This is a genomic window from Fibrella aquatilis (assembly GCF_017353255.1).
GTDB lineage: Bacteria > Bacteroidota > Bacteroidia > Cytophagales > Spirosomataceae > Fibrella > Fibrella aquatilis.
In genome coordinates, this window is sequence record NZ_JAFMYU010000017.1 from 55,260 (window position 1) to 81,710 (window position 26,451).

Below are 26,451 nucleotides of genomic sequence, written 5' to 3' on the forward strand. Positions count from 1 at the left end.
CTAGGAAGGAGAACTTAAAATCCTGATAATCCTGTCAAAAACCCTTTTTTATCCGCCCCACTCACTCTTTCACTCATTAACTCTTTCGCTCTTTTACAATGGGCAAACCTACCGGATTTTTAGAATTTACCCGCGAACTGCCAAAGAAGCGCGACGCTGCCGAGCGGGTACACGATTATAAGGAAATTGAGCAACCCTATTCTGAGGACATCACTCAGAAACAGGCCGCCCGCTGCATGGATTGTGGTACGCCATTCTGCCATAGCGGCTGTCCGCTGGGTAACATCATCCCGGAGTTTAACGACGCCGTGTATGAGCAGAACTGGCAATACGCCTGGGAGATCCTGTCGTCAACCAACAACTTCCCGGAATTTACGGGGCGCATCTGCCCGGCTCCCTGCGAGTCGGCCTGCGTGTTGGGTATCAACAAGCCGCCCGTGGCGATTGAGTTCATCGAAAAGTCGATTGCCGAAGTGGCCTTTGAGCGTGGGTACGTGACGCCACAGCCACCCCTGAAACGGACGGGCAAAACCGTGGCTGTGGTCGGTTCTGGCCCCGCCGGTATGGCTGCCGCCACGCAGTTGAACAAAGCAGGTCATACCGTGACGCTCTTTGAACGCGCCGACCAGATTGGCGGCTTACTGCGCTACGGCATCCCCGATTTCAAGCTCGAAAAGTGGACCATCGACCGTCGACTAACCGTGATGGAGGCCGAGGGCATCACCTTCCGCACGGGCGTGAACGTAGGCGTGGATATCAAAGCCAAAGACCTGCTGGCCGACTTCGACCTGGTTATGCTTACTGGTGGCAGCACCGTACCCCGCGACCTGCCCATTCCGGGACGTGATCTTAAAGGCATTTACCCGGCCATGGAATTCCTGAGTCAGCAAAACAAACGCAATGCCGACCGGCCCGTTTCGGTCGATCACCGGGGCGCACCCTACGCCAATGGCGAACTGCTGGCAACGGGCAAAAACGTGTTTGTCATTGGCGGCGGCGACACCGGTTCCGACTGCGTGGGTACGTCCAACCGGCACGGGGCCGCAAGCATCACGCAGATCGAACTGATGCCCATGCCCCCCACCGACCGCGCCGCCAGCACACCCTGGCCCCACTGGCCCATGATGCTCCGCACGAGCACCAGCCATGAAGAAGGCTGCGAGCGGCAGTGGAGCATCAACACGAAAGCCTTCATTGGCGACGAGAACGGCAATCTGAAGGCCCTGCGGCTGGTGGACCTGGAGTGGAAAAATGAGGGTGGCAGGATGCAGATGGTCGAAGTTCCCGGCTCGGAGCGCGACGTTCCCTGCGAACTGGCCCTGCTGGCGGCGGGTTTCCTGCACCCCCAGCACGAAGGCCTCCTCAGCGGCCTTGACCTGGAGCGCGACGAACGCGGCAACGTGAAAACGATTCATTACCAGACCGTTAGTAACCCCAGAGTATTCGCTGCCGGCGATATGCGCCGGGGGCAATCGCTGGTGGTGTGGGCCATTTCGGAGGGTCGTGAGGCCGCCCGCGCCGCCGACGAATACCTCATGGGTGAGTCGTTTCTGGAAGCCAAAGCCCTCTCGATGCTGGCCACGGCGTAGGACGACTGAGACAGATTAGGTTAAATTGAAAAGTTTTAAGCCGCTGGTCTGATGACCGGCGGCTTTTTGTTTCTTGATTAGTAGGCAGATACCCCTTCAAGCTGGTGATGGACACAGTTCGAGGTTTGTAGCTACGTTGTAGACTTGCCCTAAAATAGATTTACTTTGAGTCTTGATCCCAACTGAACAGCATGGACGCATCTCCCATTCTTAATAATCCTTATCTGGAACCGCTTTATCACTACGCGACCACTCCCGATGGGGAGCAGAAAGGAAGTTTGGATTACAGCCGAACCGTTGAAGGGCGACGCATCTTCACCAATGACATGATTGGTGCCCCAACCCGTGTTAAAGGGCAAAAATCATTGTTCGATGTCAACGAATTCGCCCCTCAATACGGTGAGCAATTAGTTAATTTACTGCGTAAAGAAGTGGCAAAATGGCGAACCGAAGGGTACCCGCACACAACCCGCGTAACACTTGACCTCCTTAAATTTTGGTTCATTCCCGACGGCCTCACGCCAATACCTAAAAGAAAACTATTTTTCGTTCAACAGGAAGCGATTGAGACGGCCATTTGGCTTAATGAAGTTGCCAGCCGCTCTAATGCAGGTACCAATATTTTGAATCGGCTAGGTGAGGAACAAGATAATGAAGCTGATAGCTTACCGCGAATTGCCTTTAAAATGGCAACTGGTACAGGTAAAACAGTTGTAATGGGTGCGCTTATTCTGTACCATTATTTCAACAGACAAGAATATCGAAACGACACCCGGTTTGCTGACTATTTTTTGTGCGTTGCGCCCGGCATAACCATCCGAGATCGGCTAAGTGTGCTACGGGTTGATACGAATGTGCAGAGTGGACGACAAGCATCCGATTATTATCGACAGCGGGGATTAGTGCCACAACAGTTTGAACATCTGCTCGGTGGTCTAAATGCCCGATTAGTTATTACCAATTACCATAGCTTCGAGCCAAAGACATTACAGGGAAACAAACGAACTCCGTTCGACGGCAAAATTTCGCGGCGAGTTGTTGACGGCGAGGTGGTTGAAGTAAAAAATGATAGCAAAGGCGAAAACAAAGAAGAGTTTGGACAAGTCATCAAACGGTTGTTTGGGTCAATCAAACCAGGTTCTCGACTGGTAATTCTGAACGATGAGGCCCATCACTGCTATCTGCCCAAAAAGGCTGACAAACGGAGTGCAGACGACGAAGCGACTGATGAAGAGAATCAACGGGCAGCCGTTTGGTTTTCGGGCATCCGGGAACTAACAAAGCGGTTCCAGGTACGTCACATCTATGACCTCTCCGCTACGCCCTACTACCTACGTGGCTCCGGCTACGATGCCTATAAACTCTTTCCATGGATAGTAAGTGATTTCGGGTTGATTGACGCAATCGAGTCAGGCTTGGTAAAAATCCCCTTCCTGCCCGAATCGGATAGTACACAACGCCTTAGCGAACCTGTATTACGCAATCTGTATGAGCACGTGAAGGAGGGACTTCCCAAAAAAGGACAAACGGCTAGCAAAAAAGCGGCAAAAGCGCAGGGTACATCCCTGACAGAAGAACCGCCCCGAATGCCAGAAACCTTAGTGACGGCTTTGGAACAGTTCTATGCTCACTATGAACGCACCCACAGCCAGATGGGTACGTTATACAGTACACCTCCAGTTTTTATTGCCGTATGCAACAACACGTCGGTTTCTAAAGAGCTTTACAAACACATTGCCGGCTACGAAGCAACCGATGCAGAGGGTAAGACCAAAACAACGCCGGGTCGCTACGACCTTTTCAACAACTTCGATCAGAATCATCTACCCAAAAACAAACCACCTACGCTGCTTATTGACAGTGCCGCGCTTGACGACAGCGGGCAAATAGATGATGATTTTAAAAAAGTGTTCGCACCCGAAATTGAAAAGTTTAAAGATCAATATGCCCGGATTTACGGGCAGGGGTCAGCTGACCGGCTTACAGACGCTGACGTGCTGCGCGAGGTGGTTAACACCGTGGGGAAGCCTAACTCGTTAGGGTCCCATGTGCGGTGCGTGGTATCGGTGTCTATGCTGACCGAAGGGTGGGATGCCAACACCGTCACGCATATTATGGGGCTGCGGGCGTTCGGGTCACAACTGCTATGTGAACAGGTAGCAGGGCGTGCGTTACGGAGGCAGAGTTATGAATTACTCCCTTACGACAAAGTGACGAGCGAACCAGTGAGTATTAAGGTTGCTGAAAAAAAGCCGGAAAGTATTGTCTGGAAGTTTCCGCCCGAATATGCCCAGATAATCGGCGTACCCTTTAAGTCATTCAAAAAAGGTAAGTCGGCCCCACCCCCCGTCCCACCTACTTACACGCATATTACGGCCCTGCCCGACCGGCAGGCGGTCTATGAGATCACATTTCCGAATATCATTGGCTACCGAATTGAGACCATGATCGGCGACATAAAAGCTGATTTTAGCCATGTAGAGCCGTTTGAGATCGATTATAGTAGTATGCCGGTGAGAACACTCATGCAAACGGCCATTGAAGAGCGCGTTGAAGAGTTAGAATTAACGTCGGTGCTTGATCTTCGTGATCAACAGGTGATCTATAAACTCACGCAGCAACTCATTCATTACTATCACTCGGGTAATAACGGGCAACCTCAGTTTCAGAAATTTAACCAACTACGGGCCATTGTGACCGAATGGTACAACACCCGCGTGGCATTGGTGGGCGAAACCAATGAGAATTACAAAAGGCTGCTTTATTTCTGGAACCACAAAGAAGTAGCCGACCATATTCAGCTGGGCATTATGGCTGCAACCGCCGGTTCCGACGTAATTCTGCCTATGTTCAACCACTACAACCGGTTTGGCAGCACCCGCTACGTAAACGGCAACACCTCGCGCCCGATTTATGAAACCCGCAAAAGCCACGTTAACTACGTGGTGGCCGACACCGATAGTTGGGAACAGATTGCCGCCAAAACCCTCGACGAACTACCCGAAGTTCTGAGCTATGTCAAGAACGCTTTTCTCGGTTTTGCCATCCCGTATGTAAATGAGGGTAAAGAGAAGTTGTATTTCCCTGATTTCATTGCCCGCATTCAAACGTCATCAGGCCGGGTTATAAATTTAATTGTTGAGATCACGGGAATGAATCTTGATAAAGCCGCCAAGAAACAGTACGTGATTGACCGGTGGTTGCCTGCCGCTAATTCAGTACGAGAACAGTATGGCTATGACGAATGGTTTTTCGTGGAAATTGCCAACGATATCCGTTACATAAAAAATCAGTTGGCTGATAAACTTGGAGAGATTAACGAAGTTGTGAAACGTGCCGATAAATCAGCAAAAATTCGGGCTACGTTTGGTCGAATAAAAGACGGGCCGACCCTCACATCCGAGCAATTACGTCGCGAATATATTTACGAATAATCTGCCCGTCTGATTAGCACCGTTTTTGCGCAATGAAACAGATTTTGCTTGACACTAACATTCTTATTAATCTGCTTAATGAAGCCTCCGTTCACCATCAACGTGCAAAAGATGATATTGAAAAATTAATGGACGCAGGTCATGAGTTAATGGTTTGCCCGCAGGTGCTTCGTGAGTGCTATAAAGTAATGACCACCCCGCCAAGAGCGAATGGGCTGGGCCTAACACCAGAACAGGCCCATCTGGAAGTGCAAAACTTCATGGATGCTTATGACCTGACGGAAGATTCTAACCTGTCGTTTAGTCGTTGGCGTTTCTTGGTCAACACCTATAACGTTAGCGGTAAAAACGCCCACGATACACATTTAGTGGCCTGTATGCTGGTCAATGAAATTTCCAACATTTTGACCTACAATCCTGACGATTTTAACCGCTTCAATTCACTCATCACGATTCACTCCTAATCCTCCACCCAACGTTATGGCTAAGAACGCCTACCAACATAAAGCTACTCGTGCCTTTATCCCTTCGCAGGAAGAAGCCGGCACCGAACAGGATAACCCTACCGTGGCGGGCAAGGCTACGGCCACTTACCCCAAAAATCCTGTAACCACACGCGGGCAGGACCCCGAATTGTTCTGGCTGAATAAATATGGCCCCGACGACGCCGCCGACACGCTCGACGTGGACATCCGAAGCCTATACCGGGTAGAGCATATCAGCCCCGAACTGCTGCTGAACAGGCTGTACCGGACGCAGGAGGTGAAACTGTCGCAACTTGATCTATATGAGCTATTTGGCAATAGCCTGCATATGGATGAGTTGGAAAAAGTATCGGAATACTACACCCACGCCGACGAGTGGAAAAACCGGCTCATACAGGGCGATAGCTTGCTGGTGATGAACAGCCTCCTGCAGCGCGAAAGCATGGCGGGTAAGGTGCAGATGGTGTACATCGACCCGCCCTACGGCATTAAATACAACTCCAACTGGCAACTGCGCGTAAACGACCGCGCCGTAGCCGACGGTAAAGATGAGAACCTCAGCGGCGAACCCGAACAGATAAAAGCCTTCCGCGACACCTGGGAATTGGGCATTCACTCGTACCTGACCTACCTGCGCGACCGCCTGCTCGTAGCCCGCGAATTGCTACACGTATCCGGCTCCTGCTTCGTCCAAATCTCCGATGAAAACGTGCATCTTGTACGCTGCCTAATGGACGAAGTGTTCGGCAGTGAAAATTTTGTAAGTATGATATGCGTCAAGAAAACCGGTGCTAAGCAGTCTAAAAATCTAGATTCTATATTTGACTACGTAGTATGGTATGCTAAAGATGTTGAACAGGTAAAATATAATCAGTTATATGTTGAGAAAGAGTTAGGGGTAGGAAAAGGAACAGGTGAGAGATATGACCAAATCGAATTACCGGATAAGACTCGGCGCCCTCTTAAAATTGAGGAAAAAGCTAATTCCAATTTATTAAAGGAGTTAGTACAAAACGGAGGGAAAACCTTTCAACTCACGGCATTAATATCCGAAAGCTCATCTCCTAGTACGAGCTTTGAAGTTTACTATGGCGGACAGAAGTTTTATAGAACAAATTGGAAAACTACAGAGCGCGGGTTTCAAAATCTTATTCATAAAAATAGAGTAATGATTGGGGACAAAACCTTAAGGTATGTTCGTTATTTGGACGACTTTCCTGCTGTTCCCATTTTAAATTATTGGGATGATACTGGTCTGAGCGACAAAGTGTACGTAGTGCAAACTGCTGATAAAGTCATTCAACGGTGCCTCTTGATGTGTACAGACCCAGGTGATTTAGTGCTTGACCCGACTTGTGGCAGCGGCACAACGGCCTACGTAGCGGAGCAGTGGGGGCGGCGGTGGATCACCACCGATACGAGCCGCATTGCGCTCAACATTGCCAAAAGCAGGTTGATGACCGCCACATTTCCTTTCTATCATCTTTATAGCGACGTAGACGTGGCAAAGGAAGAGAAAGGCGGCAAGATCAAAAAAACAATTACTCCACTGCCCGAACCAAAAACGAAGGAGGAAAAAGACGCAAGGGGCGATTTGCGGCTCGGTTTTGTGTATGAAGAAGTGCCGCACATCACGCTAAAGTCGCTTGCCAACGACGAACCCGCCGACACTGAAACGCTCTACGACAAACCCTACGAAGACAAAAAACGAATGCGCGTGGCGGGGGCGTTCACCGTCGAGACGTTACAAAACTTTGAGCCGGTTAGCCCCGAAGAAGCTGCTGACCCACAAACGGTGGTGGCCGCATCGGGCGATAGTCCCACCGAATTAGAGAATTTCGAGCAGTTAGTGTTTCAACGGCTACAATCGGCGGGTATCAACAACGGCGACAAAACGCAGCACACCAAGTTTGGGCGGGTAGAGCCACTGGCAGGCGAATACCTTCACGCCGAAGGGTTTTACCAAACGGCAGGCGGCACAGAAGCCAAAGCCTACATTCACCTTGGTGGTAAATACAGCACCGTCAGCAAAGAGGCCGTTAACATGGCGGTGCGGGAGTGCCGCAAACGAGGCGACGCCGATTGGCTCCTAATCCTGGGCCTATCGTTCGAGTCAGACATTGAGAACAAATCCGTGAGCATGAACGTGGGCACATTTCGCGTTGATAAGGTCCGGCTTCATGATGATTTCCTACAGGATGGTCTGCTCAAAAAACCAAATAAAGCCTCCGGCTCATTCGTGCTGCTGGGTGAACCAGATATTCGCTTGAGTAAAAAAGGCGACGAAGCCACCGTAGAGGTCCGTGGATTAGATATTTACGATCCTATCAAAGACGACGTTCGTTCCCGTGATCCCAAAGACATTGCCTATTGGATGGTCGATGATGATTACGATGGCACCAACTTCATTGTCAGACAGGTGTTCTTTTGCGGCTCCAACGACAAGGACGAATTTAAGAAATGGCAGAAGGGGTTAAGCAATTTAGCCACTCAGGCTACCAAAAAGCAAGCTGAAAAAACGCTTAAAATCGAGATTGATGACGAAGCGTTCGACCGGCTTTATGGCACAGTTTCCCACCCCATTGACTACAGAAAAGGTCGCAAAATTGCGGTTCGTGTCATCAGCCAATTCGGGGAAGAGAGCACAAAAGTGTTATCAATGTGAAGCCTTACGGCTGTGCTGGGCACGTTACGATAGGCCGTCGGTTCATTGGTAAGGCTACTGCCACAAGCTAATAAACTACTTATTTTGAAGCCGCCTGTCTGTTGACGGGCGGCTTTTTTTGGTAGTATTGTTTAATGACACGGAGTAGACTTTTCATTATACTGCCGGGAGTATTTGCCCTGCTGTGGTCATGCCAACTGACGGGCAAAACGGAGCAGCCGCCAGCCGATGACTGGCTTACTCCGCGCTACTCGGCCGATACGTATATGGTCACCATGGTTCAGCCACTACCAGCTGTTTCGCAGCCCACCGAGGCTGAAAAACAGGCAGTTGATTCAGTGATCAGGACGCTGGAGTTTGGCTTATTTGCTTTCGCGCCAGACGGCAACTGTCAATTTATTGGCGCTAACAACCTGATAAACAGTTCTTTTCAGCTACGCGATTCACGCCTGCTCACGCAAATAGCCCTGTTTGACAATGTGCAACAGACAGGCAGTGGTTTTGCCATGACGCTGCCTATTCCGGTCGATTCGAGTCACGGTAGCGTACGTTGTGGGCTGCACCGAATCGAGTTTGGGCATGACAAGCAACGGGTACTGGCCCTGGCGAAGGCGGTGTTTACGCACCCACCGGCACCCGAAACGGATGAGCAAGTGCGGGTGCGGGTAAAAAACTGCCTGGCGTTTTATGCCCTTTATTTCAAGGCCATCTACGCCAATCAGCTTCAGCAGTTTAAGCCCGCCGCCGTGGGCATGCCCATCCGCTTTTATAACGGTGGCCTGCGTCTGGCCAATTACGAAGAAAACAGGCCGTGGAAAGGGATGTATGCCAACGAGGAAAACGCCAAAAAGGCCCATCGTGCTTTCAGAAAAGCGATTAAGTCTGTTCGGTACTATCCTGAACTGGGTAACCTTATTTTAGAATATTCCGTCATTTTCGACCAGATGAGCCGGTTTTTATAACACCTTTTCACCGCCCAAAACCATGCAGGAACTCCTACGCATTGCCCGTTTCGAAATCTGGTATCAGTTTCGGCAACCTTATTTCTACGGCCTGTTGCTCCTGATGGCGGCTCAGGGGCTGGCCGTGAGTGTGGCCGATTATCAGCGCCTTGCCGACGTCACGCTGCTGACCAACGCGCCCATTTTACTGTATCTGAGCCTTGCCAACACCGGGCCGTTGCTGGTAGCGGCCGTCTCACTATTGACAGGGCAGGTACTGTTGCGCGACCGTGACTACCGCGTGACCTACCTCTATGCCCTTCCCATTGCCGAACGAGCTTATTTTTCCGGGCAGTTGTTGGGGTGTCTGGGCATTAGTGTGCTGTTGGGGATGGCTTACGCATTTGGCCTGCTGCTGGTGCCTTTTTGGGTAAACGGACCAACGGGCGAATGGCCCCTTGGCTCGCTGGCAGACGGTTTCATCCGGCTATTGCTACCCAATCTGGTGGTTATGGTTTGCCTGTCGTATGCCCTCACGGCCCAGTTTCGGCATATTACGGGGGCCTATATTGCCCTGTTAGCGCTTACGCTGGCGAACACGCTTCTGCAACTAAGCTACCTGTCGGTGGTAGAGTATGACTGGGTGCATCTACTCGACCCGTTTGGAGCGATTAGCATTCGTCAGGCGGTAGAAATCATGCCTACTGCCGACAAAAACACCAGTTGGCCCGACACGCCTGAACTCCTCTATATCAACCGTCTGCTCTGGCTGGGCCTCAGCGGCTGGCTCATTGCCCGCGCCGACGAGCAGCTGAGTTTCCAGTATATGACGGCGCAGGGGAAGCCGTTTCAACGCATGGGTTTGCCTCGGCTTAGCGCAGCAGCCAGGTGGCAACGTTTTGATGAAATCCCCGTGCTGACCCGCGCATTTACGTCATCTGCCCGCTGGAAAACAGCTGTTCACCTGGCCGTGGCCGATGTCCGCTGGCTGGTTCGGCAAACGGCCGTGGCTGTCGGGCTGCTTCTGTTGACGCTGGGCATTGTGGGCTATGCCCTGGGCGTTGGCGATGCACCCTACGGCCAACGGCTGCTGCCCTTTACTTCGCGGATGACCTTCATCCGCCTACCCATGCACCTGTATATCAGCCTGTTTTTGGTGGTGTTCACGGGCGAACTCATCCACCGCAACCGAACGTCGGGCGCCTGGCAACTGGTAGACGCTACACCGCTGCCAGCCTGGGTACGGCTGCTAGGCCATGTTGGGGCCATGCTGTTGTTGGCCGGGGCTATCACCACCACGCTGCTTGGCACTGGCCTTTGCTTGCAGCTGCTCAGTAACCAAACGCCTATCGACTGGTTGCTGTATGCCAACGACTTGGGTACCGACGGCCTGTTGCGTTACGGTCAGTTAATTGCCCTGTCGGCCCTGATTAGCACTATGACACCCAACCGACTGGTAGGTCATGGATTGACCGTTCTCACGCTGGCCGGACTGACGTTTCTCGACGAGAAAAGCGGGGGCATGGCGTGGTGGCTCTACGGCACCCTCCCCGCCTCCCGACTCTATTCCGACATCACTGGCTTCGGTTCGTTTGCACAGCTCCGACCGGTGGCGGCACTGCTGTGGACGGCGGTGGCCACTATGCTGCTGTTACTGACGACACGGTTGGCACAACGGGGGCTGTTGGTTGGACCAAAAACGCTGTTTCAGCGGTGGTACAACGCGCTGAACAAATCTTATGTGGCCGGGCTGGCAGTAACGGTAATCATCAGTATAGGAAGTGGCCTGTGGTTGGCTATGGCCTCCGATGCAGCGATGACCAACACGCAATCAAACGAAGCCATTTCACCCTACAACACCACGACGGAGCAAATTCGGGTAAGCAACACACAACGGGTGAACGTGGTCTACCACTATGTGCACCCACAAAATCTGGGGGCGGTGCAAACAGCAGTTACCAATGCCCTTCGGCAAGGAGCCAGGTGGCTGGGGCCGTTTCCGCACCAGACCCTGCGCATTACCGAAACGCCGTTTAGCCCTAAAGCAACCCGTAGCACGCCCGCGTCTATAGCCCTGCCCGAGCGCGAAGGCTGGATGACCAACACCACCCACACCGACGATGCGGGGCAGCTGGCCCTGGTGGTAGCGCGGCAGGTGCTAAGCCAATGGCTGTCTGCGGGGTTTGGCTTCGTTAATTCGCGCCAATCGGGTTTACTAACCGACGGGCTGGCGGGGTATCTGGCCCTGCGCGTTGTGCACGAAACGTGGGGTGATAACTGGCTAAAAGGGCAATTGACGCGGCAGGAGGGCCTTTATCGGCGCGGGCGTGGGCAAAACGGCGGGCGAGAACCCGTGGTTATGCAGGCAGCTGTTGGCTCCTATGTAGCCATAGACAAAGCCCCCCTATCACTCACCTGCATTGGCGAAGTGTGGGGGCACGAAACCCTTTGCCAACAGATTGGCCGGTTTTATCAGGCGCACAAAACGCACCGAACCAGCGCCGAAGAGTACGTTCAAAATCTGCAAACAACGTTACCCAACGACCTGAAATATGCCGCCAATTACCTCCTCGAACGACCGCAATTTGCCTTCAGCATCGGGTGGGTATGGACTGACGAAGACAGAATTGGAGTTCGGGTTACTGCCCATGAAACGATGGACGATGGTTTGGGCCACACGCGGGAAAAACTCCCCAGCGATTATGTACCTGTTGTGCTGCTCGATGCCACCGGCAAGGTCATTCACCGCGAACTGGTGCTGCCCGTCATGCCAGAACGCGACCTCCCTACCAAAGCGGTCTGGCTCCCCCACCCTGCCAATGCCGCCACAGTAGTTATTGATCCGCTGGGTGCCTGGCCAGAGACCAACCGGATGGATAATCGCAAGCAATTGGTGCATCGGCCGGGCTGACGGCGTTACTTTGTCTCTTTGGAAACAACAGCTACCCCCGCCCAACGAACGCTGACCAACGGTCATCTGCTTATCATTGTCTTTGCACAGTTTGCGGGTACGTCACTCTGGTTTGCGGGAAACGCAGTCCTTCCCGACCTGACCCGCAGTCTACCCGGCATGACCGGCTGGATCACGTCGGCGGTGCAGATTGGCTTTGTGGGGGGCACGCTGCTCTACGCCCTGCTGGCCATTCCTGACCGTTTTCCGGCTTCGCGGGTATTTCTGGTTTCGGTAGTCTTGGCCGCAGGGGCAAACGTGAGTTGGCTCGTGGGACCTGTTCGGGCCGATGCCCTTCTGGTAAGTCGGTTCCTAACGGGCTTTTTTCTGGCGGGGGTGTATCCCGTGGGCATGAAAATCGCCGCCGACTGGTTCAGGCCGGTGCTGGGACGGGCCATGGGGTTCCTGGTAGGTGCGCTGGTCATCGGCACGGCGTTTCCGCACCTGATTCGGGGACTGGGCAGCACACTCCCCTACCGTGCTATCCTGCTATCGGTCAGCGCATTAGCTATTTTGGGTGGTTTGTTCCTGGCCTTGTTTATCCCGTCGAAACCCGTTACCAAACAACCCGTCGGCTTTCAGTTTGCGCAGTTGTCGGCCCTGTTCAGGCCGTCGGGCTACCGCCCCGCAATGCTGGGGTATTTTGGGCATATGTGGGAGCTGTATACGTTTTGGGCCTTTGCACCCATGCTAATTGCGCTATACGCCGCACAGCACCCAAACATTCACATTAACGCGTCAGTCTGGACGTTCGGGCTAATTGCCTCGGGGAGTGTGGGGTGCGTGTTGGGTGGTTTCTGGGCCTTACGCAGTGGAAGCAGCCGGGTGGCCCGCACGTTCCTGTTTGTTTCGGGAGCCTCTATTGTACTGGTTCCCTGGATGTTACACGTATCGCCAACATTATTTAGCCTATTTCTCGCCGTGTGGGGCCTAACCGTGGCGAGCGACTCGCCCCAGTTTTCAACGCTGGTGGCCAACCACGCACCTGTGGCCAACAAAGGCAGCGTGATTACGTTGGTGGTGAGCATCGGCTTCCTCATCACGGTGGTGTCTATTCAACTCATGGCAGGGCTGGTGGCGCAGGTTGGCCCGTCGGTGTGGTTGTTTTATCTGCTCTTACCAGGGCCAATGCTCGGTGTTTGGGCCAGTCGTGGAGGACGGAAGTAGTTCATAATTTCTTAACAGTCGCCCTGTTGTCATATGATTTTGGGGCTGCTACTTTTAAGAAAAAATGAACGTGTTACTCGAACACAAGTCCGGAGACGAAGCGGCCCTCTGGACAGCCATCAGCACCTTCACATTCGACGGTCCTGACACCCGCCGAACGCGGCCCGAATTCACCTTTGCGGCGCGACTGGCCCGCGAAAACGACTGGGCCACCCGCTACACCGAACGGGTCATTGCGGAGTACCGTAAGTTCCTCTTCCTCTGCTGCGTTACGCCCACTGGCGTGACCCCTTCCGATGCCGTTGATCAGGCGTGGCACCTGCATCTGACCTACACCAAGTCGTACTGGCACGACCTCTGCCGCGATACACTAGGGCGCGAACTGCACCACAACCCCACCAAAGGCGGGGCACGTGAAGGCCAGAAATTCGACGGCATGTATTCCGACAGTCAGGCCTTGTACCAGTTGTATTTCGGCGAAAAGCCACCCGCCGACATCTGGCCCACGAACCAGCAACGCTTTTCAGACATTGATTTTGGGCGAATCAACCGGCGCACCAACTGGGTCGTTGCCAAACCGGCCCCAGCCCAAACGGTAGGTGCCGTGGTGTTGCTCGGTGCGCTGAGTGCGGCGGGTATCTTCCTGCAAGCCTCCAGCAGCCTGCTCTTTTGGCTGCTTACCGGCTTCGCCCTGTTTTTTGTGGTGATCGTTAATCTGGCCAACGCCAACGACGGCCCCAACCGCCCCCGCCGCCAAGGCGATACCTCTGGCGGTGATGGGGGCTTTGTGCTATTCGGTTCAGACGACGGTCATCATTCGGGCGATAGCGGCGACGGTGGCCACGGCGATGCGGGCTGCTCGGCCAGCGGGTGTGGTAGCGGATGCTCCGGCTGCGGAGGCGGTTGCGGTGGGGGCGATTGACCCGAAAATTGCCTACATTTATGGCATCAAACTCGGCTAACATATCGCCCAGCGGTTCCTGCTTTCACTTCACGAAAGCCTTGACGCACTGCGCCCTGGAACACGCGTAAAAGATCGATTTCGGTCTTTGTCTTCTTTTATTTTCTGGTTAATGATCACGCAGCGCCACGCGCTTGTCTGGCTATGCGCTGATCATCTAATAAAGTCAACCCATTATATCAATGGCTACTCCCACAAACTCAACCATTGCCGTGTTAGGCGGGGCCGGAAAAGCTGGTCGCCCCCTCATGGAAGAAGCTCTTCGACAGGGATACACTGTCCGCGCATTGCTACGCCATCCCGATCAGCTTGATTTTGCCCACGAACGGCTTACGATCATTCACAGCGATGCCCGCGATTCGATGTCTATCAGTCAACTACTGGCTGGCAGTGCTGCCCTGATCAGTACGCTGGGTAACCCCAAAGGCGAAAACATACCGATTCTGAGTACTGTTACCAGCCTCATTCTGGCCGGAATGAAAACGGCAAACATCAGCCGGTACGTTACCCTGACCAGCCTTTACGACACAGGCAATGCGCAGACCGACGAGAAAACCCGGCTCTCGGCCGCATTCATGAAGCAGCATTTTCCCGACTTCATGGCCGACCGTGCCCGCGAATACGCTCTCTTGCGAGCCAGCAACCTCAACTGGACCTACGTGCGAGTGCCATACCTAGTGGAATCAGAAACAGCAGGAACGGTGAAAACGCACCTGGGATACATGCCCGGAGGTCAATTGGCGGTGGGTGATCTGGCCAGATTTCTACTCGAACAGCTTGATAACCAAACGTTCAGTAAACAAGCGCCATTTATCGCGAACGCGTGAAGGAAGTCGTAAGTCGATAGTCATAAGTCGGCTGACGCATGTTGCTTCGCGCCAGCCGACTTATGACTATCGACTTACGACTCCTTCCTATGCATTCCCGCCGTTGACGTCGAGCAGGCTACCCGTGATGTAGGAACCGTCGGTTGAGGCAAGCAGCACATAGGCCGGGGCCAGTTCTTCGGGCTGTCCGGGGCGTTGCAACGTTGTTTTGCTGGCGGCTTTTTCCACGCCTTCTGGCCCCATGCCCGCACCGGGCAAAAAAGGTGTGTAGATTGGTCCGGGCAGCACGGCATTGACGCGAATCTTCTGTTCGCCAAGCTGATTGGCCAGCGACATGGTAAAGGCATGAATCGCGCCCTTAGTCGAGGCATAATCTACGAGTTGGGGTTCGCCTTTTTTACCCACAATACTGCCCGTGTTGATGATCGAGTCGCCTTCGTGCAAGTGGGGCAGCGCGGCCTGTACCATGAAAAAATACCCCAGAATGTTGGTGTCGAACGTGCGCCGGAGTTGCTCTTCGGTGATATCGGCAATCTTTTTCTGGATGTGCTGGTAGGCTGCGTTGTTGACCAAAATATTTAATTTACCGAACTCACTAACGGTCTGATCAACAGCCTGTTGGCACTTTTCTTTGCTGCGTACGTCGGAGGGAAGCAGCAGGCATTTGGTGCCAAACTGTTCGGCCAGGCGCTTAGTTTCCTGAGCGTCTTCTTCTTCGGCATCGAGGTATACAATAGCTACGTTGGCACCCTCTTTGGCAAACGCCACAGCCACCGCCCGCCCAATGCCACTGTCGCCACCGGTGATGATAGCCACCTTGTCGGCCAGCTTGCCCGCCGCACTGTAGTTAGTTAATTCGCTGATGGGTTCGGGGGTCATCTTGGCCTGAATAGCCGGAAATTCCTGCACCTCGCTCTTGAGTGCGTCTGCCTGCGGATAATTTTCTTGTTGTTCCATCGAGTTGATTACTTTTTGATCAAAGGCACGGTTGTCAAAGGGCCGCTGCCGTAGTGTAGATAACCTGTTGCCGCCTTTTGTTCAGCGAATAGGAGTAAACGGACCGTGATGGGGCATCCAAGGAAGCCTATTATCTTTAGGGTGTTTTAAACTGACCCGCGTGACACATCCCACCGATCATATCCGCCTGCTGTTTGGGCTGAAACTTCGTCAACTCCGCCTTGAAAAAGGCCTTTCCGTGAGTGAACTGGCCGGGCGGTCGGGTATGGCGATTTCGTATATTTCCGAGATCGAGAAAGGCCGCAAATACCCCAAGGCCGACAAGATTTCGGGTCTGGCCAACGCCCTCAACGTAGACTATGACACGCTGGTGTCCTTGAAAGTCAACAAGAAACTGGCCCCCATTGCCGACCTACTCCGCTCGAAATTCCTGACCGAAATACCCCTCGAACTGTTCGGCATTGACCCGTCGGACCTGATTGAATTGCTGGCCGAAGCGCCCGACAAAGTAAGCGCCATGATCCGCACGTTTATGGACATTGCGCTGAGCTATAACATGAGCGTGGAGCGGCTCTACCTGGCCATGCTGCGGTCGTATCAGGAAATCAACGACAACCACTTCGAGGCCATCGAGGCCGACGCGGCGCAGTTTCTGGACGAGTTTGCCCCCGCCAATCAGCGGGTAGACATGGGGCTGCTGACCAACCTGCTCAAGACGCGCTACGACGTGTCGCTGGTGGTCTTCAACCCCATGCAACAGACCGACCTGGCGCAACTGCGGTCGGTTTATAAGCCTGAATCGCGCACGCTGCATCTGAACTCGGAATTGTCGGAAGCCCAAAAAACGTACATTCTGGCCCGTGAGGCTGGTTTTCATTACCTTGGCCTGAAAAACCGCCCCTACACCTACGCTTACGTCGAAGCCGATTCGTTTGAGCAGATTCTGAACAACTACAAGGCCTCTTATTTTGCCGGGGCCGTGCTTATCCGCCGCGACGAACTGGTAAACCGACTCACCGACCTGTTTGCTCACGACACCTGGAGCAATGAGGCGTTTCTGGATTTGATCAGCCATTTCGGTGCCACGCCCGAACGGTTTTTCTACCGCCTCAGCAACGTGCTGCCCCGCGATTTCGGCATCGACCAGCTCTTTTTTTACCGCATCAACAACACCCCCGGACAAACCACCTTTTCGCTCACCAAAGAGATGCATCTCTCGCGGCAGCAAGGTCCGCGCGGCATGGTCGATGAGCACTTTTGCCGTCGGTGGGTGGCGCTGACCATCTTGCAGGAGTTGGGCTTTCGGCAGGTACACAGCGACTTTGGCGGTTCGCTTTGCCAGGCGCAGCGCTCCACCTACGCCGACACCGGCAATGAGTTTCTAATTATCTCGGTAGCCCACCCCCACCGGTCGGACAAGGCCAGCCACGCGGGGCAAAACATGAGCGTGTCGATGTGTTTTGCGGTGAACGATACGCTGCGGGCCAAGATGCGTTTTCTGAATAACCCCGACGCCGGTATTCCGAGCCGGACGGTGAACGAGGCCTGCGAACGCTGCGGCATTTTCGACTGCCGCGAACGAATAGCCCCCCCGACCATCTTGCAGAAAAAACGCCAGATCGACAGCATGAAAGAAGCCGTTAATCGCTTATGACTGACCTCTCTACCCTCACCCTCGACTCGGAACGGCTCCGGCTGCTGCCTATTTCTGAAGCCTATACCGACGTTATCTTCCGGGAATTTACACCCGACGTAGCCACCTATATGTACCCCCGCCCCGCCGAACAACGCGCTGATACCGAAGCGTTTGTGCAGTCGGCTATGCAGGAGAACCGGGAGGGTAGCAGCCTGAACATGGTGATTACCCTGCGCGAAACGAGCGAGTTTCTGGGTTGTGTGGGCCTGCATCGCCTAGCCGACCCGCGGCCCGAATTTGGCATCTGGGTGAAAGGGTCGGCGCACATGCACGGCTACGGGCGCGAGGCCATCCGCACCCTGAAACGCTGGGCCGACGAGCACCTGCCCTACGAATACCTCATCTACCCCGTCGATTCGCGCAACCTGTCGAGCCGCAAAATCCCCGAATCGTTGGGGGCAGCCATCATCAGTCAGTACGACGGCACCGGCGGCATGGGGCAGGAACTGACGCTGATTAAGTACCGGATTGAACGATAAGTAGTGGATGTTGGCTGTTAGACGTTGGATACTGGACGCTATACCACTCTATCCAGCGTCCAACGTCTAACAGCCAACATCCCCCTTTCATGACCTTCGCCGACCGCGCCACTGCCTACTACCTGAGTCTGCACAAACCTGTTGGCCTGCCCGCGGACGTATCGGCTATGAACCCTTATGCTGACCCCACAGTGCAGGATCTGGTGGCGCAGTTTTATACGAAATTCTACAACGACAACACCCCCCGCGTGTACATCCTGGGCATCAATCCCGGGCGGTTTGGGGCGGGCGTGACGGGGCTTTCATTTACCACGCCGCAAAACCTGGCCCGTTACTGCGGTATTCCCAACAGCCTGCCCCCCACGCCTGAACTGTCGAGCCGGTTTGTGTACCGGGTTATTGAGGCTTTCGGGGGCGTAGAAGCCTTCTATGGCCGTTTTTTCCTGTCGTCGCTTTACCCGCTGGCGTTGGTGAAGGGGGGCAAGAACTACAATTTTTACGACGACAAAGTCACGACCAAACAGCTTTGGCCAGTGATGATTGAGGGGCTGCGTGAACAAATCAGCTTCGGCTGCGACCGGCGCACGGTGATTTGCTTTGGCCGAAAAAACGAGGGCTTCCTGCAAAAACTAAACGACGAAACCGGCTTTTTCGGACGCATCGTTTCGCTGGATCATCCGCGCTATATCCTGCAATACAAATCGAAATTCATCGACCAATATGTTGATACATACTTACAGGTGCTGAGCGATGCCCTGCCCGATCTGGACCGGATCTAGCCTACCCCAACTCGCCAGTTAGTCAGGTATGTATTCCGGTCCGGCTGCTTTTGTCGGCAATGAAAAAGCTACTTCTATTCCTGCTCTGGCTGCCCACCGCCACCCTGCTGGCCCAACCCGCCGAACGCCTCTACAAAGTGGTCGTCGCCCCCGACCATACCGACTGGACCTACCGCCCCGGTGAGCCGGTGAAGTTCACCATCACGGTCCTCCACGACGGCAACCCCGTGAAGGGTGCTACCGTCCGGTATGAGATCGGTCCTGAAAAAATGGACCCTACCAAAAAAGAAACTGTTACCCTCACCAACGGCACCCTCACCGTGGATGGCGGTACGCTGGCGTCGCCCGGATTTTTGCGGTGCGTAGCCACGACCACTATCGACGGTAAAGACTACCGAAACCTCGGCACGGCGGGTATCGACCCCCAGACCATTGCGCCCACCGTTGACAACCCCGCCGACTTCGACACCTTCTGGGCCGCCGCCAAAGCTGATCTGGCCAAAATTCCGGTCGATGCGCAGATGACCCTCCTACCCGAGCGTTGCACGGCCACGGTAAACGTCTATCACGTAAACCTGCAAAACTGGGGCACGGCCAGCGCCAATTCGCGGCTATACGGTATCCTTTGCATACCAAAAGGCGAGGGCAAATTTCCGGCATTGTTGCAGGTGCCGGGGGCGGGTATCAGGCCGTATCAGGGCGACCTAAGCAATGCCGAAAAAGGCCTCATCACGCTGCAAATCGGCATTCACGGCATCCCCGTCAACCTGGACCCGTCGGTCTATACGTCGCTCTCGAACGGAGCCTTACAGAATTACCAGGCCTTTAACCTCGACGACCGCGACCGGTATTACTACAAACGGGTGTATCTGGGTTGCGTTCGGGCGGTAGATTTCCTGACCAGCCTACCCCAGTGCAACGCCGACCGCATAGCCGTCACGGGTGGGTCGCAGGGTGGGGCGCTGAGCATCGTTACGGCAGGGCTGGATGCCCGCGTGAAATGGTTGGGGGCCTATTACCCGGCTCTTTCCGACGTGACGGGCTACCTGCACGGGCGCGCTGGCGGATGGCCCCATTTATTTACGGGCCAGAACGCCAACTGGACCAACAAAGCTGACAAAGTGAAAACAGCGGGTTATTATGACGTGGTGAACTTTGCGCGACGGGTGCGGGTGCCGGGTCGGTACACGTGGGGCTTCAACGACGAAACCTGCCCGCCCACGTCGATGTATGCAGCTTATAACGGCATCAGCGCTCCTAAAACACTCGAACTCTTCCGCGATCAGGGCCACTGGACCTACCCCGAACAAAGTGAACGGATGAACGCCTGGTTGCTGGAACAGCTCAAAAAATAAACCGCCGACCCCTTGACGATATGGCCGTTGAACTCGACTTCTTTTATTCGCCTGAACGAAACGCATGGCGGCAGTGGCTGGCCGACAATCACGATTCGGCCCCGGGTATCTGGTTTGTGTTTTACAAAAAGAAGACTAACACCCCCACCCTCACCTATGGCGAAGCCGTAGAAGAAGCCCTCTGCTTCGGCTGGGTAGACAGCCTTCCCCGAAAAATGGACGACGAACGGCACGCGCTGAAATTTTCGCCCCGCAAGCTCAAAAGCGTGTGGTCGAAGCCCAACAAAGAGCGCGTGGAACGACTATTGGCCGACGGCCTGATGACACCCGTTGGCCTGGCCAAAATTGAGCAGGCCAAACAAGACGGCTCCTGGGATGCCCTCAACGACAGCGACAACCTGCTTATCCCCGCTGAACTTGAAAATGCCCTAGCCAACAACCCACTGGCGTTCAGTAACTTTCACAAATTTTCGCCCGGTTCGCGCAAGATCATTCTTAGCTGGCTCAACGCAGCCAAACGTCCCGAAACACGGGCGGCGCGGGTGGCCGAAACCGTTCGACTGGCGGAACTGGGCAAACGGGCAAATTTTCCTGCCGACAGGTGAGGTGAACCTTTACGTCCCACTTTTTCTTTTACCTTTGCGCACATCACGCCCCAAAAAACGCCACAGCCATTGTGGCGTTTTTCATAAGAGCAATACTCTATTAAGTCGATATACATAATACATTATGCAATCAGACTCGGTTACCCTACCTGACTCCCCTACGGGAACGCCCCCAACGCCAACCGTACCATTCGACCTGAACGGCTTTACGGTGACGGTGCAGGGCAACAACGCCGACCGGCAGGCCAGGGCTATCAAGGCGGCTTTTCCTGAAGCTCAGGTTCGTACCGACCTCGACCCGCCGCTCTGGCGCAAACGTACCCGTAAAGAGATTGCTATCTACGTTACCGCTGCCCTGTCGCTGATGGTGGTTGGGCATTTATTGTTCAGCTATTTTACGCTGGATCGGCTCACGCTGCTGGCCACGTCGGTGCGGGTGGAACCGGAGTTCTTTTATTTCCTGCTGGCCGGTTTCGTGGCGCAGATGATCGACGGTGCCCTGGGCATGGCCTATGGCGTTACGGCCACCACGTTTCTGATGAGCGTGGGTATCAGCCCGTTACACGCCACGGCAAGCGTACACAGCTCCGAGATTTTCACGTCGGGGGTGTCGGGCTACATGCATTTGAAGTTCGGTAACATCAACAGCAAGTTGTTCAAGGCGGTGCTCATTCCGGGTGTCATCGGCGCGGCGCTGGGGGCGTGGCTCATTTCGGAGTTAAGTGCGTTTGAGCAATATGCGAAGATGTTGCAACCCGTCATTTCGGTCTACACGGCGTTTTTGGGCATCCTGATTATTCGGAAGGCGTTGAAAAAAAGGATCGCTAAAAAGCCGGTCAAAAACATTGGCCTGCTGGCCTGGACGGGCGGTTTTCTCGACTCCATTGGGGGTGGCGGCTGGGGGCCTATTGTCAACTCCACACTCATTGCCAGCGGCAGGCACCCGCGCTACACCATCGGGTCGGTCAACCTGGCCGAGTTCTTTGTCTCATTTGCCTCGTCGGTGGTATTCGCGCTCTATGTGGGTCTGGGCAACTACGGCCTGGTGATCCTGGGGCTGGTTTTGGGTGGTAGCATTGCCGCCCCTATTGCCGCCCACCTGGCCCAGCGGTTGCCCGTGAAAACCATGATGGTACTCGTCGGCATCGTTGTCATCATCGTAAGTTTACGGAAGATTATTTTATTCTTTTAAGAGTTAAGAAGTGAGAAACAAGAAACAAGATTTGTGCTGCTGATCTCGTTGAGTCATGCTCAATTATCTTGTTTCTTGCTTCTCATCTCTTGCTTCTCCCTATGAAAAAACAGACCAAAGCCATCCGTACCCAAACCGGGCAGACGCAGTATCGCGAACATTCAACGCCGTTGTTTCTGACGTCGAGCTTCACGTTCGAGAGCGCCGAGCAGGGTAAAGAACTGTTTGAAGAAACCCTTGAGGGCAATATCTACAGCCGCTTTTCCAACCCCAACGTCACCGAGTTTGTCGACAAGGTGTGTATGCTGGAGGGGGCCGAAGAAGGCATTGCCACGGCTACGGGCATGGCGGCGGTGTTTGCCAGTATGGCCGGGCTGCTGAAATCGGGCGACCATATCGTGGCCTGTCGGGCGTTGTTTGGGTCGGCGCACCAGATTATCACGCAAATTCTGGCCAAGTGGGACATCACGCATACCTACCTCGATGCCACCGCCACCGAGGCCGAATGGGACGCCGCCATCCAGCCTAATACGCGTATGGTCTACCTCGAAACCCCCTCGAACCCCGGTCTGGAACTGGTCGATCTGGCCATGCTGGGGCGGTTGAAGGCCAAGCACGGCTTCATCCTGAACGTCGACAACTGCTTTGCCACACCCCTGCTACAAACCCCGCTGGATTTTGGCGCGGACCTGTCGGTGCATTCGGCCACCAAGTTCATGGACGGGCAGGGCCGCGTGTTGGGCGGTATTGTGGTAGGCAGTGCCGAACTGATTGCCCCGATCCGGTTTTTTGCCCGCCACACGGGTCCGTCACTGTCGCCGTTCAACGCCTGGACCTTGTCGAAGAGCCTGGAAACGTTGGACCTACGCATGGAGCGGCACTGCAAAAACGCCCTTGCCCTGGCCGAAAGCCTGGAACAGCACCCCGACGTGGCTACGGTGAAATACCCGTTCCTACCGTCGCACCCGCAGTATGAACTGGCCAAACGCCAGATGAGCGCAGGCGGGGCCATCGTAACCATTGAGCTGGAAGGCGGTTTCGAGCGGGTACAGGCGTTTATGGAAGCCCTGGAAATTCCGACGCTCTCGTCTAACCTCGGCGATTCCCGCACCATCGTGACCAACCCCAACACCACGACCCACGCAAAGCTGAAACCCGACGAGAAAAAGGCACTCGGCATCACCCCCGGCCTCATCCGCATTTCGGTCGGCCTGGAACACATCGACGACTTGATTGCCGATTTCGCCCAGGCGCTGACGGTGAGTGCGGAGGTGATGAAGGAAAGAGTGTAAGTTTTAGTGTTTGGCTATGCGCTCTAGGCCCTTCGACAAGCTCAGGGTGACAGCAAATAGAAAATCACCCTAAGTTGACTCAAGGTGGTTGTCACCCTGAGCTTGTCGAAGGGCCTAGAGCGCGTAGCTATCTACATTCGATATACCAATCTCAAACTAATCCCCTCCCCCGTGCGCTTTTATTCCCTTGCTCTCCTTTTCTTCACCCAATTAGCCGTGGCGCAACCGGCGCAGAAACCGCTGCGAGTGGCTATTGCGGGGCTGTCACACGCGCACGTGCATGAGATTCTGAACCGGCTGAAACGGCCCGGTCTGGAGTTGGTGGGTATATACGAAACCGACCGCAACCGCGCCGCTACGCTGTCGAAACAGTATGGCTTCGATATGGCGCTGGTTTCGCCTGATCTGAAGGCGATGCTGGAGAAAACCAAGCCCGAAGCGGTACTGGATTTCGGGCCGATCAACACCCACGTTACTACGGTGAAGGTGGCCGCACCAATGGGCATCAACATCATGGTAGAAAAACCACTGGCCACCAAATACACCGACGCGGTAGATATGGCGACCCTGGCCCGCAAGCACAAGGTGCAGTTATTGACCAACTACGAAACAACCTGGTACGGCAGCAACCACCACGCCTATGCCGTAGCGCATACTGACAAAGCCATCGGCGAGATTCGTAAGATTGTGGTGCATGACGGCCACGAGGGCCCGAAAGAGATTGGCTGCAACCCCGAATTTCTGGCCTGGCTCACCGACCCCGTCGGCAACGGCGCGGGTGCCCTGTTCGACTTCGGCTGCTACGGGGCTAACCTGTCTACGTGGCTCATGCAGGGCCAAAAGCCCCTCTCGGTGGAGGCCGTAACCAAACAAATCAAGCCCGACATCTATCCGAAAGTAGACGATGACGCCACGATTTTGCTGAACTACCCCAAAGCGCAGGCTATCATTCAGGCGTCGTGGAACTGGCCTTTTTCGCGCAAAGACATGGAAGTGTATGGCCAAACCGGCTACGTCAACACCATCGATGGCACGCGGATGCGCATTCGGCTGAAAGGTGAAAAAATCGAAAAAGCGGTCGAAGTGCCTCAGACAGAAGCCCCCGCCACCGATCCCTTTACGTACCTGAGCAAGCTCCTTCGTAACGAGATCAAACCCGACGCGCTGACCTCGCTGGAAAATAACCTGATTGTTGTTCAAATTTTAGACGCCGCCCGCGAGTCTGCGAAGACGGGGAAGAAAATAGTACTTAAAGAGTGAAAGAGCGAATGAGTGGTGCTCACGCGAGAGCAACCACTGGCGTCAGCAATTTTCACTCATTCGCTCTTTCGCTCATTCGCTATGACAACCACCACCCACTCCCTGGACTCCCTCACTGCCGAACTTACCGGCCTGAACGAAGTCGATTCCCTGCGGAAACTGACCGATCTGTTTCCGGGTCAGGTCGTTTTCTCGACCAGCCTGGGCTATGAAGATCAGGTGATTACGGATATAATCGCCACCAACGACGTACCCGTACGCTTCTTCACGCTCGACACCGGGCGCATGTTTGGCGAGACGTATTCGGTCTGGAACAAGACCCTCAGCCGCTACGGCATCACCATCGATACGATGTTTCCAAAGCAGGCCGCTGTAGAAGCGCTGTTGACCGAAAAAGGGCCCTACAGCATGTACGAGAGCGTTGACAACCGGAAAGAATGCTGTTACATCCGTAAGGTAGAGCCGCTGAATCGGGCGTTGGCGGGGCAAAAAATCTGGGTCACGGGCATCCGCGCCGAGCAGTCGAACAACCGCCACGACATGCCGCAACTGGAGTGGGACGAAGCGCATGGGCTCTACAAATTCCACCCCCTCATGCGCTGGACCTTCGACGACGTGACCACCTACGTGAAGGCCCACAACGTACCCTACAACCCCCTGCACGACCGGGGCTTTGTGAGCATCGGCTGCCAGCCCTGCACCCGCGCCATTCAGCCCGGCGAAGACTTCCGCGCCGGCCGCTGGTGGTGGGAAGACAACTCGAAAAAAGAATGCGGACTACATAGCAAATGAGTGAAAGAGCGAATGAGTGAGAGAGCGAAAGTTGCTGACGCGTAAGCAATCGCCAGCGTGGTAACGTTCACTCTTTCACTCTTTTACGCTTTCACTATTTCACCACATGGATTACCTCGATCAACTCGAATCGGAAGCGATTCACATCATGCGGGAAGTGGCCGGGCAGTTTGAACGGCCTGCGTTGCTGTTTTCGGGCGGGAAAGACTCGATCACGCTCGTACACCTGGCCCGGAAGGCCTTTCGGCCCGGCAAATTTCCGTTTCCGCTCGTGCACATCGACACGGGACATAACTTCCAGGAAGCCCTCGATTTCCGCGATTGGCTGGCCAACAGCCTGGGCGAACGGCTCATTGTCAGGTACGTGGAAGACACGATTAAGGCCAAAAAGCTGAAGGAGCCAACGGGCCGCAACGCCACCCGCAATGGCCTGCAAACGTTTACGCTGCTGGAGACCATCGAAGAATTTGAGTTCGACGCCTGCATTGGCGGGGCACGGCGCGACGAAGAGAAAGCGCGGGCCAAAGAGCGCGTGTTTTCGGTGCGCGACGAGTTTGGCTCGTGGGACCCCAAACGGCAGCGGCCCGAACTCTGGAACCTCTACAACGGCCGGGTTCATAAGGGCGAAAACGTGCGCGTGTTCCCCATTTCAAACTGGACCGAACTCGATGTCTGGAACTACATCCGCCGCGAAAACATCGCCCTGCCGAGCCTCTATTTCGCCCATGACCGCGAATTGCTCCTGCGCGACGGCAAGCTGATGGCCACCGCCGGTAACGTGATTCAGCCCGAAGCCGACGATGAGCGGGTGACCCGGAAAGTGCGTTTCCGCACCGTAGGTGACATTTCCTGCACCGCCGCCTCCGAATCGGAAGCCGAGAGCCTCGACGACGTGATCGCCGAAATTCAGGCTACCCGCATCTCCGAACGCGGCGAAACCCGCATGGACGACCAACTCTCCGAAGCCGCGATGGAAGACCGGAAGAAGGGCGGGTACTTTTAACGGTAAACGATGAGTGATGAAC

At 54.5% G+C, this 26,451-nt stretch carries 20 protein-coding genes; 19 read left to right on the forward strand and 1 reads right to left on the reverse strand.

Annotated elements, in window-relative coordinates:
• The first annotated feature begins 98 nt into the window (after window positions 1–98).
• From J2I48_RS19085 to J2I48_RS19125, 9 genes are all read left to right on the forward strand, one after another.
• Window positions 99–1,589 (forward strand): glutamate synthase subunit beta, encoded by a 1,491-nt coding sequence (locus tag J2I48_RS19085; RefSeq protein WP_207337086.1) that lies wholly within the window; start codon window positions 99–101, stop codon window positions 1,587–1,589.
• Window positions 1,590–1,780: 191 nt separating this feature from the next.
• On the forward strand, window positions 1,781–5,023 hold the full coding sequence (locus J2I48_RS19090) for a BPTD_3080 family restriction endonuclease (protein WP_207337087.1): 3,243 nt from the start codon (window positions 1,781–1,783) through the stop codon (window positions 5,021–5,023).
• Window positions 5,024–5,055: 32 nt separating this feature from the next.
• Entirely contained in the window at window positions 5,056–5,487 is a 432-nt protein-coding gene (locus tag J2I48_RS19095) for a type II toxin-antitoxin system VapC family toxin (protein WP_207337088.1), read from the forward strand.
• Between the two features lie 16 nt (window positions 5,488–5,503).
• Window positions 5,504–8,173 (forward strand): site-specific DNA-methyltransferase, encoded by a 2,670-nt coding sequence (locus J2I48_RS19100; protein WP_207337089.1) that lies wholly within the window; start codon window positions 5,504–5,506, stop codon window positions 8,171–8,173.
• A gap of 134 nt (window positions 8,174–8,307) precedes the next feature.
• Entirely contained in the window at window positions 8,308–9,135 is an 828-nt protein-coding gene (locus J2I48_RS19105) for a hypothetical protein (protein WP_207337090.1), read from the forward strand.
• Window positions 9,136–9,157: 22 nt separating this feature from the next.
• Window positions 9,158–12,025 (forward strand): ABC transporter permease, encoded by a 2,868-nt coding sequence (locus tag J2I48_RS19110; RefSeq protein ID WP_207337091.1) that lies wholly within the window; start codon window positions 9,158–9,160, stop codon window positions 12,023–12,025.
• Window positions 12,026–12,043: 18 nt separating this feature from the next.
• Window positions 12,044–13,231, forward strand: coding sequence for an MFS transporter (locus J2I48_RS19115; RefSeq protein WP_207337092.1), 1,188 nt, complete (start codon window positions 12,044–12,046; stop codon window positions 13,229–13,231).
• Window positions 13,232–13,295: 64 nt separating this feature from the next.
• A complete protein-coding gene (locus tag J2I48_RS19120; protein ID WP_207337093.1) occupies window positions 13,296–14,153 on the forward strand; it encodes a glycine-rich domain-containing protein in 858 nt (285 codons plus the stop codon).
• Window positions 14,154–14,374: 221 nt separating this feature from the next.
• Window positions 14,375–15,019: an NAD(P)-dependent oxidoreductase gene (locus tag J2I48_RS19125; RefSeq protein ID WP_207337094.1), complete on the forward strand. Its 645-nt coding sequence runs from the start codon at window positions 14,375–14,377 to the stop codon at window positions 15,017–15,019.
• 87 nt (window positions 15,020–15,106) lie between these two features.
• On the opposite strand, the gene J2I48_RS19130 is transcribed toward J2I48_RS19125, so the two are convergent.
• On the reverse strand, window positions 15,107–15,976 hold the full coding sequence (locus J2I48_RS19130) for a glucose 1-dehydrogenase (protein WP_207337095.1): 870 nt from the start codon (window positions 15,974–15,976) through the stop codon (window positions 15,107–15,109).
• 160 nt (window positions 15,977–16,136) lie between these two features.
• Here J2I48_RS19130 and J2I48_RS19135 point away from each other — a divergent pair, with 160 nt between their 5' ends.
• The 10 genes from J2I48_RS19135 to cysD all read left to right on the forward strand — a co-directional run bounded on the left by J2I48_RS19135 (window position 16,137) and on the right by cysD (window position 26,429).
• Window positions 16,137–17,630: a helix-turn-helix domain-containing protein gene (locus J2I48_RS19135; protein WP_207337096.1), complete on the forward strand. Its 1,494-nt coding sequence runs from the start codon at window positions 16,137–16,139 to the stop codon at window positions 17,628–17,630.
• Window positions 17,627–18,151 carry a GNAT family N-acetyltransferase gene (locus J2I48_RS19140; RefSeq protein WP_207337097.1) on the forward strand — a complete coding sequence of 175 codons (525 nt, stop codon included), beginning with the start codon at window positions 17,627–17,629 and terminating at the stop codon, window positions 18,149–18,151. The genes J2I48_RS19135 and J2I48_RS19140 overlap by 4 nt, the downstream gene beginning before the upstream one ends.
• Window positions 18,152–18,240: 89 nt before the next feature.
• A complete protein-coding gene (locus J2I48_RS19145; protein WP_207337098.1) occupies window positions 18,241–18,930 on the forward strand; it encodes a uracil-DNA glycosylase family protein in 690 nt (229 codons plus the stop codon).
• Between the two features lie 59 nt (window positions 18,931–18,989).
• Window positions 18,990–20,285 carry an acetylxylan esterase gene (locus J2I48_RS19150; RefSeq protein ID WP_207337099.1) on the forward strand — a complete coding sequence of 432 codons (1,296 nt, stop codon included), beginning with the start codon at window positions 18,990–18,992 and terminating at the stop codon, window positions 20,283–20,285.
• A gap of 20 nt (window positions 20,286–20,305) precedes the next feature.
• The gene (locus J2I48_RS19155; protein ID WP_207337100.1) at window positions 20,306–20,890 is read left to right on the forward strand and encodes a YdeI/OmpD-associated family protein; all 585 of its coding nucleotides are present in this window, start codon (window positions 20,306–20,308) and stop codon (window positions 20,888–20,890) included.
• A 124-nt stretch (window positions 20,891–21,014) separates the two neighbouring features.
• On the forward strand, window positions 21,015–22,082 hold the full coding sequence (locus tag J2I48_RS19160; protein ID WP_207337101.1) for a sulfite exporter TauE/SafE family protein: 1,068 nt from the start codon (window positions 21,015–21,017) through the stop codon (window positions 22,080–22,082).
• A gap of 101 nt (window positions 22,083–22,183) precedes the next feature.
• The gene (locus tag J2I48_RS19165; protein WP_207337102.1) at window positions 22,184–23,374 is read left to right on the forward strand and encodes a trans-sulfuration enzyme family protein; all 1,191 of its coding nucleotides are present in this window, start codon (window positions 22,184–22,186) and stop codon (window positions 23,372–23,374) included.
• A 171-nt stretch (window positions 23,375–23,545) separates the two neighbouring features.
• The gene (locus J2I48_RS19170; protein WP_207337103.1) at window positions 23,546–24,634 is read left to right on the forward strand and encodes a Gfo/Idh/MocA family protein; all 1,089 of its coding nucleotides are present in this window, start codon (window positions 23,546–23,548) and stop codon (window positions 24,632–24,634) included.
• A gap of 81 nt (window positions 24,635–24,715) precedes the next feature.
• The gene (locus J2I48_RS19175) at window positions 24,716–25,426 is read left to right on the forward strand and encodes a phosphoadenylyl-sulfate reductase (protein ID WP_207337104.1); all 711 of its coding nucleotides are present in this window, start codon (window positions 24,716–24,718) and stop codon (window positions 25,424–25,426) included.
• A 106-nt stretch (window positions 25,427–25,532) separates the two neighbouring features.
• The gene (cysD, locus tag J2I48_RS19180) at window positions 25,533–26,429 is read left to right on the forward strand and encodes a sulfate adenylyltransferase subunit CysD (protein WP_207337105.1); all 897 of its coding nucleotides are present in this window, start codon (window positions 25,533–25,535) and stop codon (window positions 26,427–26,429) included.
• The last annotated feature ends 22 nt before the right edge of the window (window positions 26,430–26,451 follow it).

Coding starts and splice junctions, on each gene's coding strand:
- J2I48_RS19085 (WP_207337086.1), top strand. CDS start 99: ATGGGCAAACCTACCGGATTTTTAGAATTTACCCGCGAACTGCCAAAG.
- J2I48_RS19090 (WP_207337087.1), top strand. CDS start 1,781: ATGGACGCATCTCCCATTCTTAATAATCCTTATCTGGAACCGCTTTAT.
- J2I48_RS19095 (WP_207337088.1), top strand. CDS start 5,056: ATGAAACAGATTTTGCTTGACACTAACATTCTTATTAATCTGCTTAAT.
- J2I48_RS19100 (WP_207337089.1), top strand. CDS start 5,504: ATGGCTAAGAACGCCTACCAACATAAAGCTACTCGTGCCTTTATCCCT.
- J2I48_RS19105 (WP_207337090.1), top strand. CDS start 8,308: ATGACACGGAGTAGACTTTTCATTATACTGCCGGGAGTATTTGCCCTG.
- J2I48_RS19110 (WP_207337091.1), top strand. CDS start 9,158: ATGCAGGAACTCCTACGCATTGCCCGTTTCGAAATCTGGTATCAGTTT.
- J2I48_RS19120 (WP_207337093.1), top strand. CDS start 13,296: ATGAACGTGTTACTCGAACACAAGTCCGGAGACGAAGCGGCCCTCTGG.
- J2I48_RS19125 (WP_207337094.1), top strand. CDS start 14,375: ATGGCTACTCCCACAAACTCAACCATTGCCGTGTTAGGCGGGGCCGGA.
- J2I48_RS19130 (WP_207337095.1), bottom strand. CDS start 15,976: ATGGAACAACAAGAAAATTATCCGCAGGCAGACGCACTCAAGAGCGAG.
- J2I48_RS19140 (WP_207337097.1), top strand. CDS start 17,627: ATGACTGACCTCTCTACCCTCACCCTCGACTCGGAACGGCTCCGGCTG.
- J2I48_RS19145 (WP_207337098.1), top strand. CDS start 18,241: ATGACCTTCGCCGACCGCGCCACTGCCTACTACCTGAGTCTGCACAAA.
- J2I48_RS19150 (WP_207337099.1), top strand. CDS start 18,990: ATGAAAAAGCTACTTCTATTCCTGCTCTGGCTGCCCACCGCCACCCTG.
- J2I48_RS19155 (WP_207337100.1), top strand. CDS start 20,306: ATGGCCGTTGAACTCGACTTCTTTTATTCGCCTGAACGAAACGCATGG.
- J2I48_RS19160 (WP_207337101.1), top strand. CDS start 21,015: ATGCAATCAGACTCGGTTACCCTACCTGACTCCCCTACGGGAACGCCC.
- J2I48_RS19165 (WP_207337102.1), top strand. CDS start 22,184: ATGAAAAAACAGACCAAAGCCATCCGTACCCAAACCGGGCAGACGCAG.
- J2I48_RS19175 (WP_207337104.1), top strand. CDS start 24,716: ATGACAACCACCACCCACTCCCTGGACTCCCTCACTGCCGAACTTACC.
- cysD (WP_207337105.1), top strand. CDS start 25,533: ATGGATTACCTCGATCAACTCGAATCGGAAGCGATTCACATCATGCGG.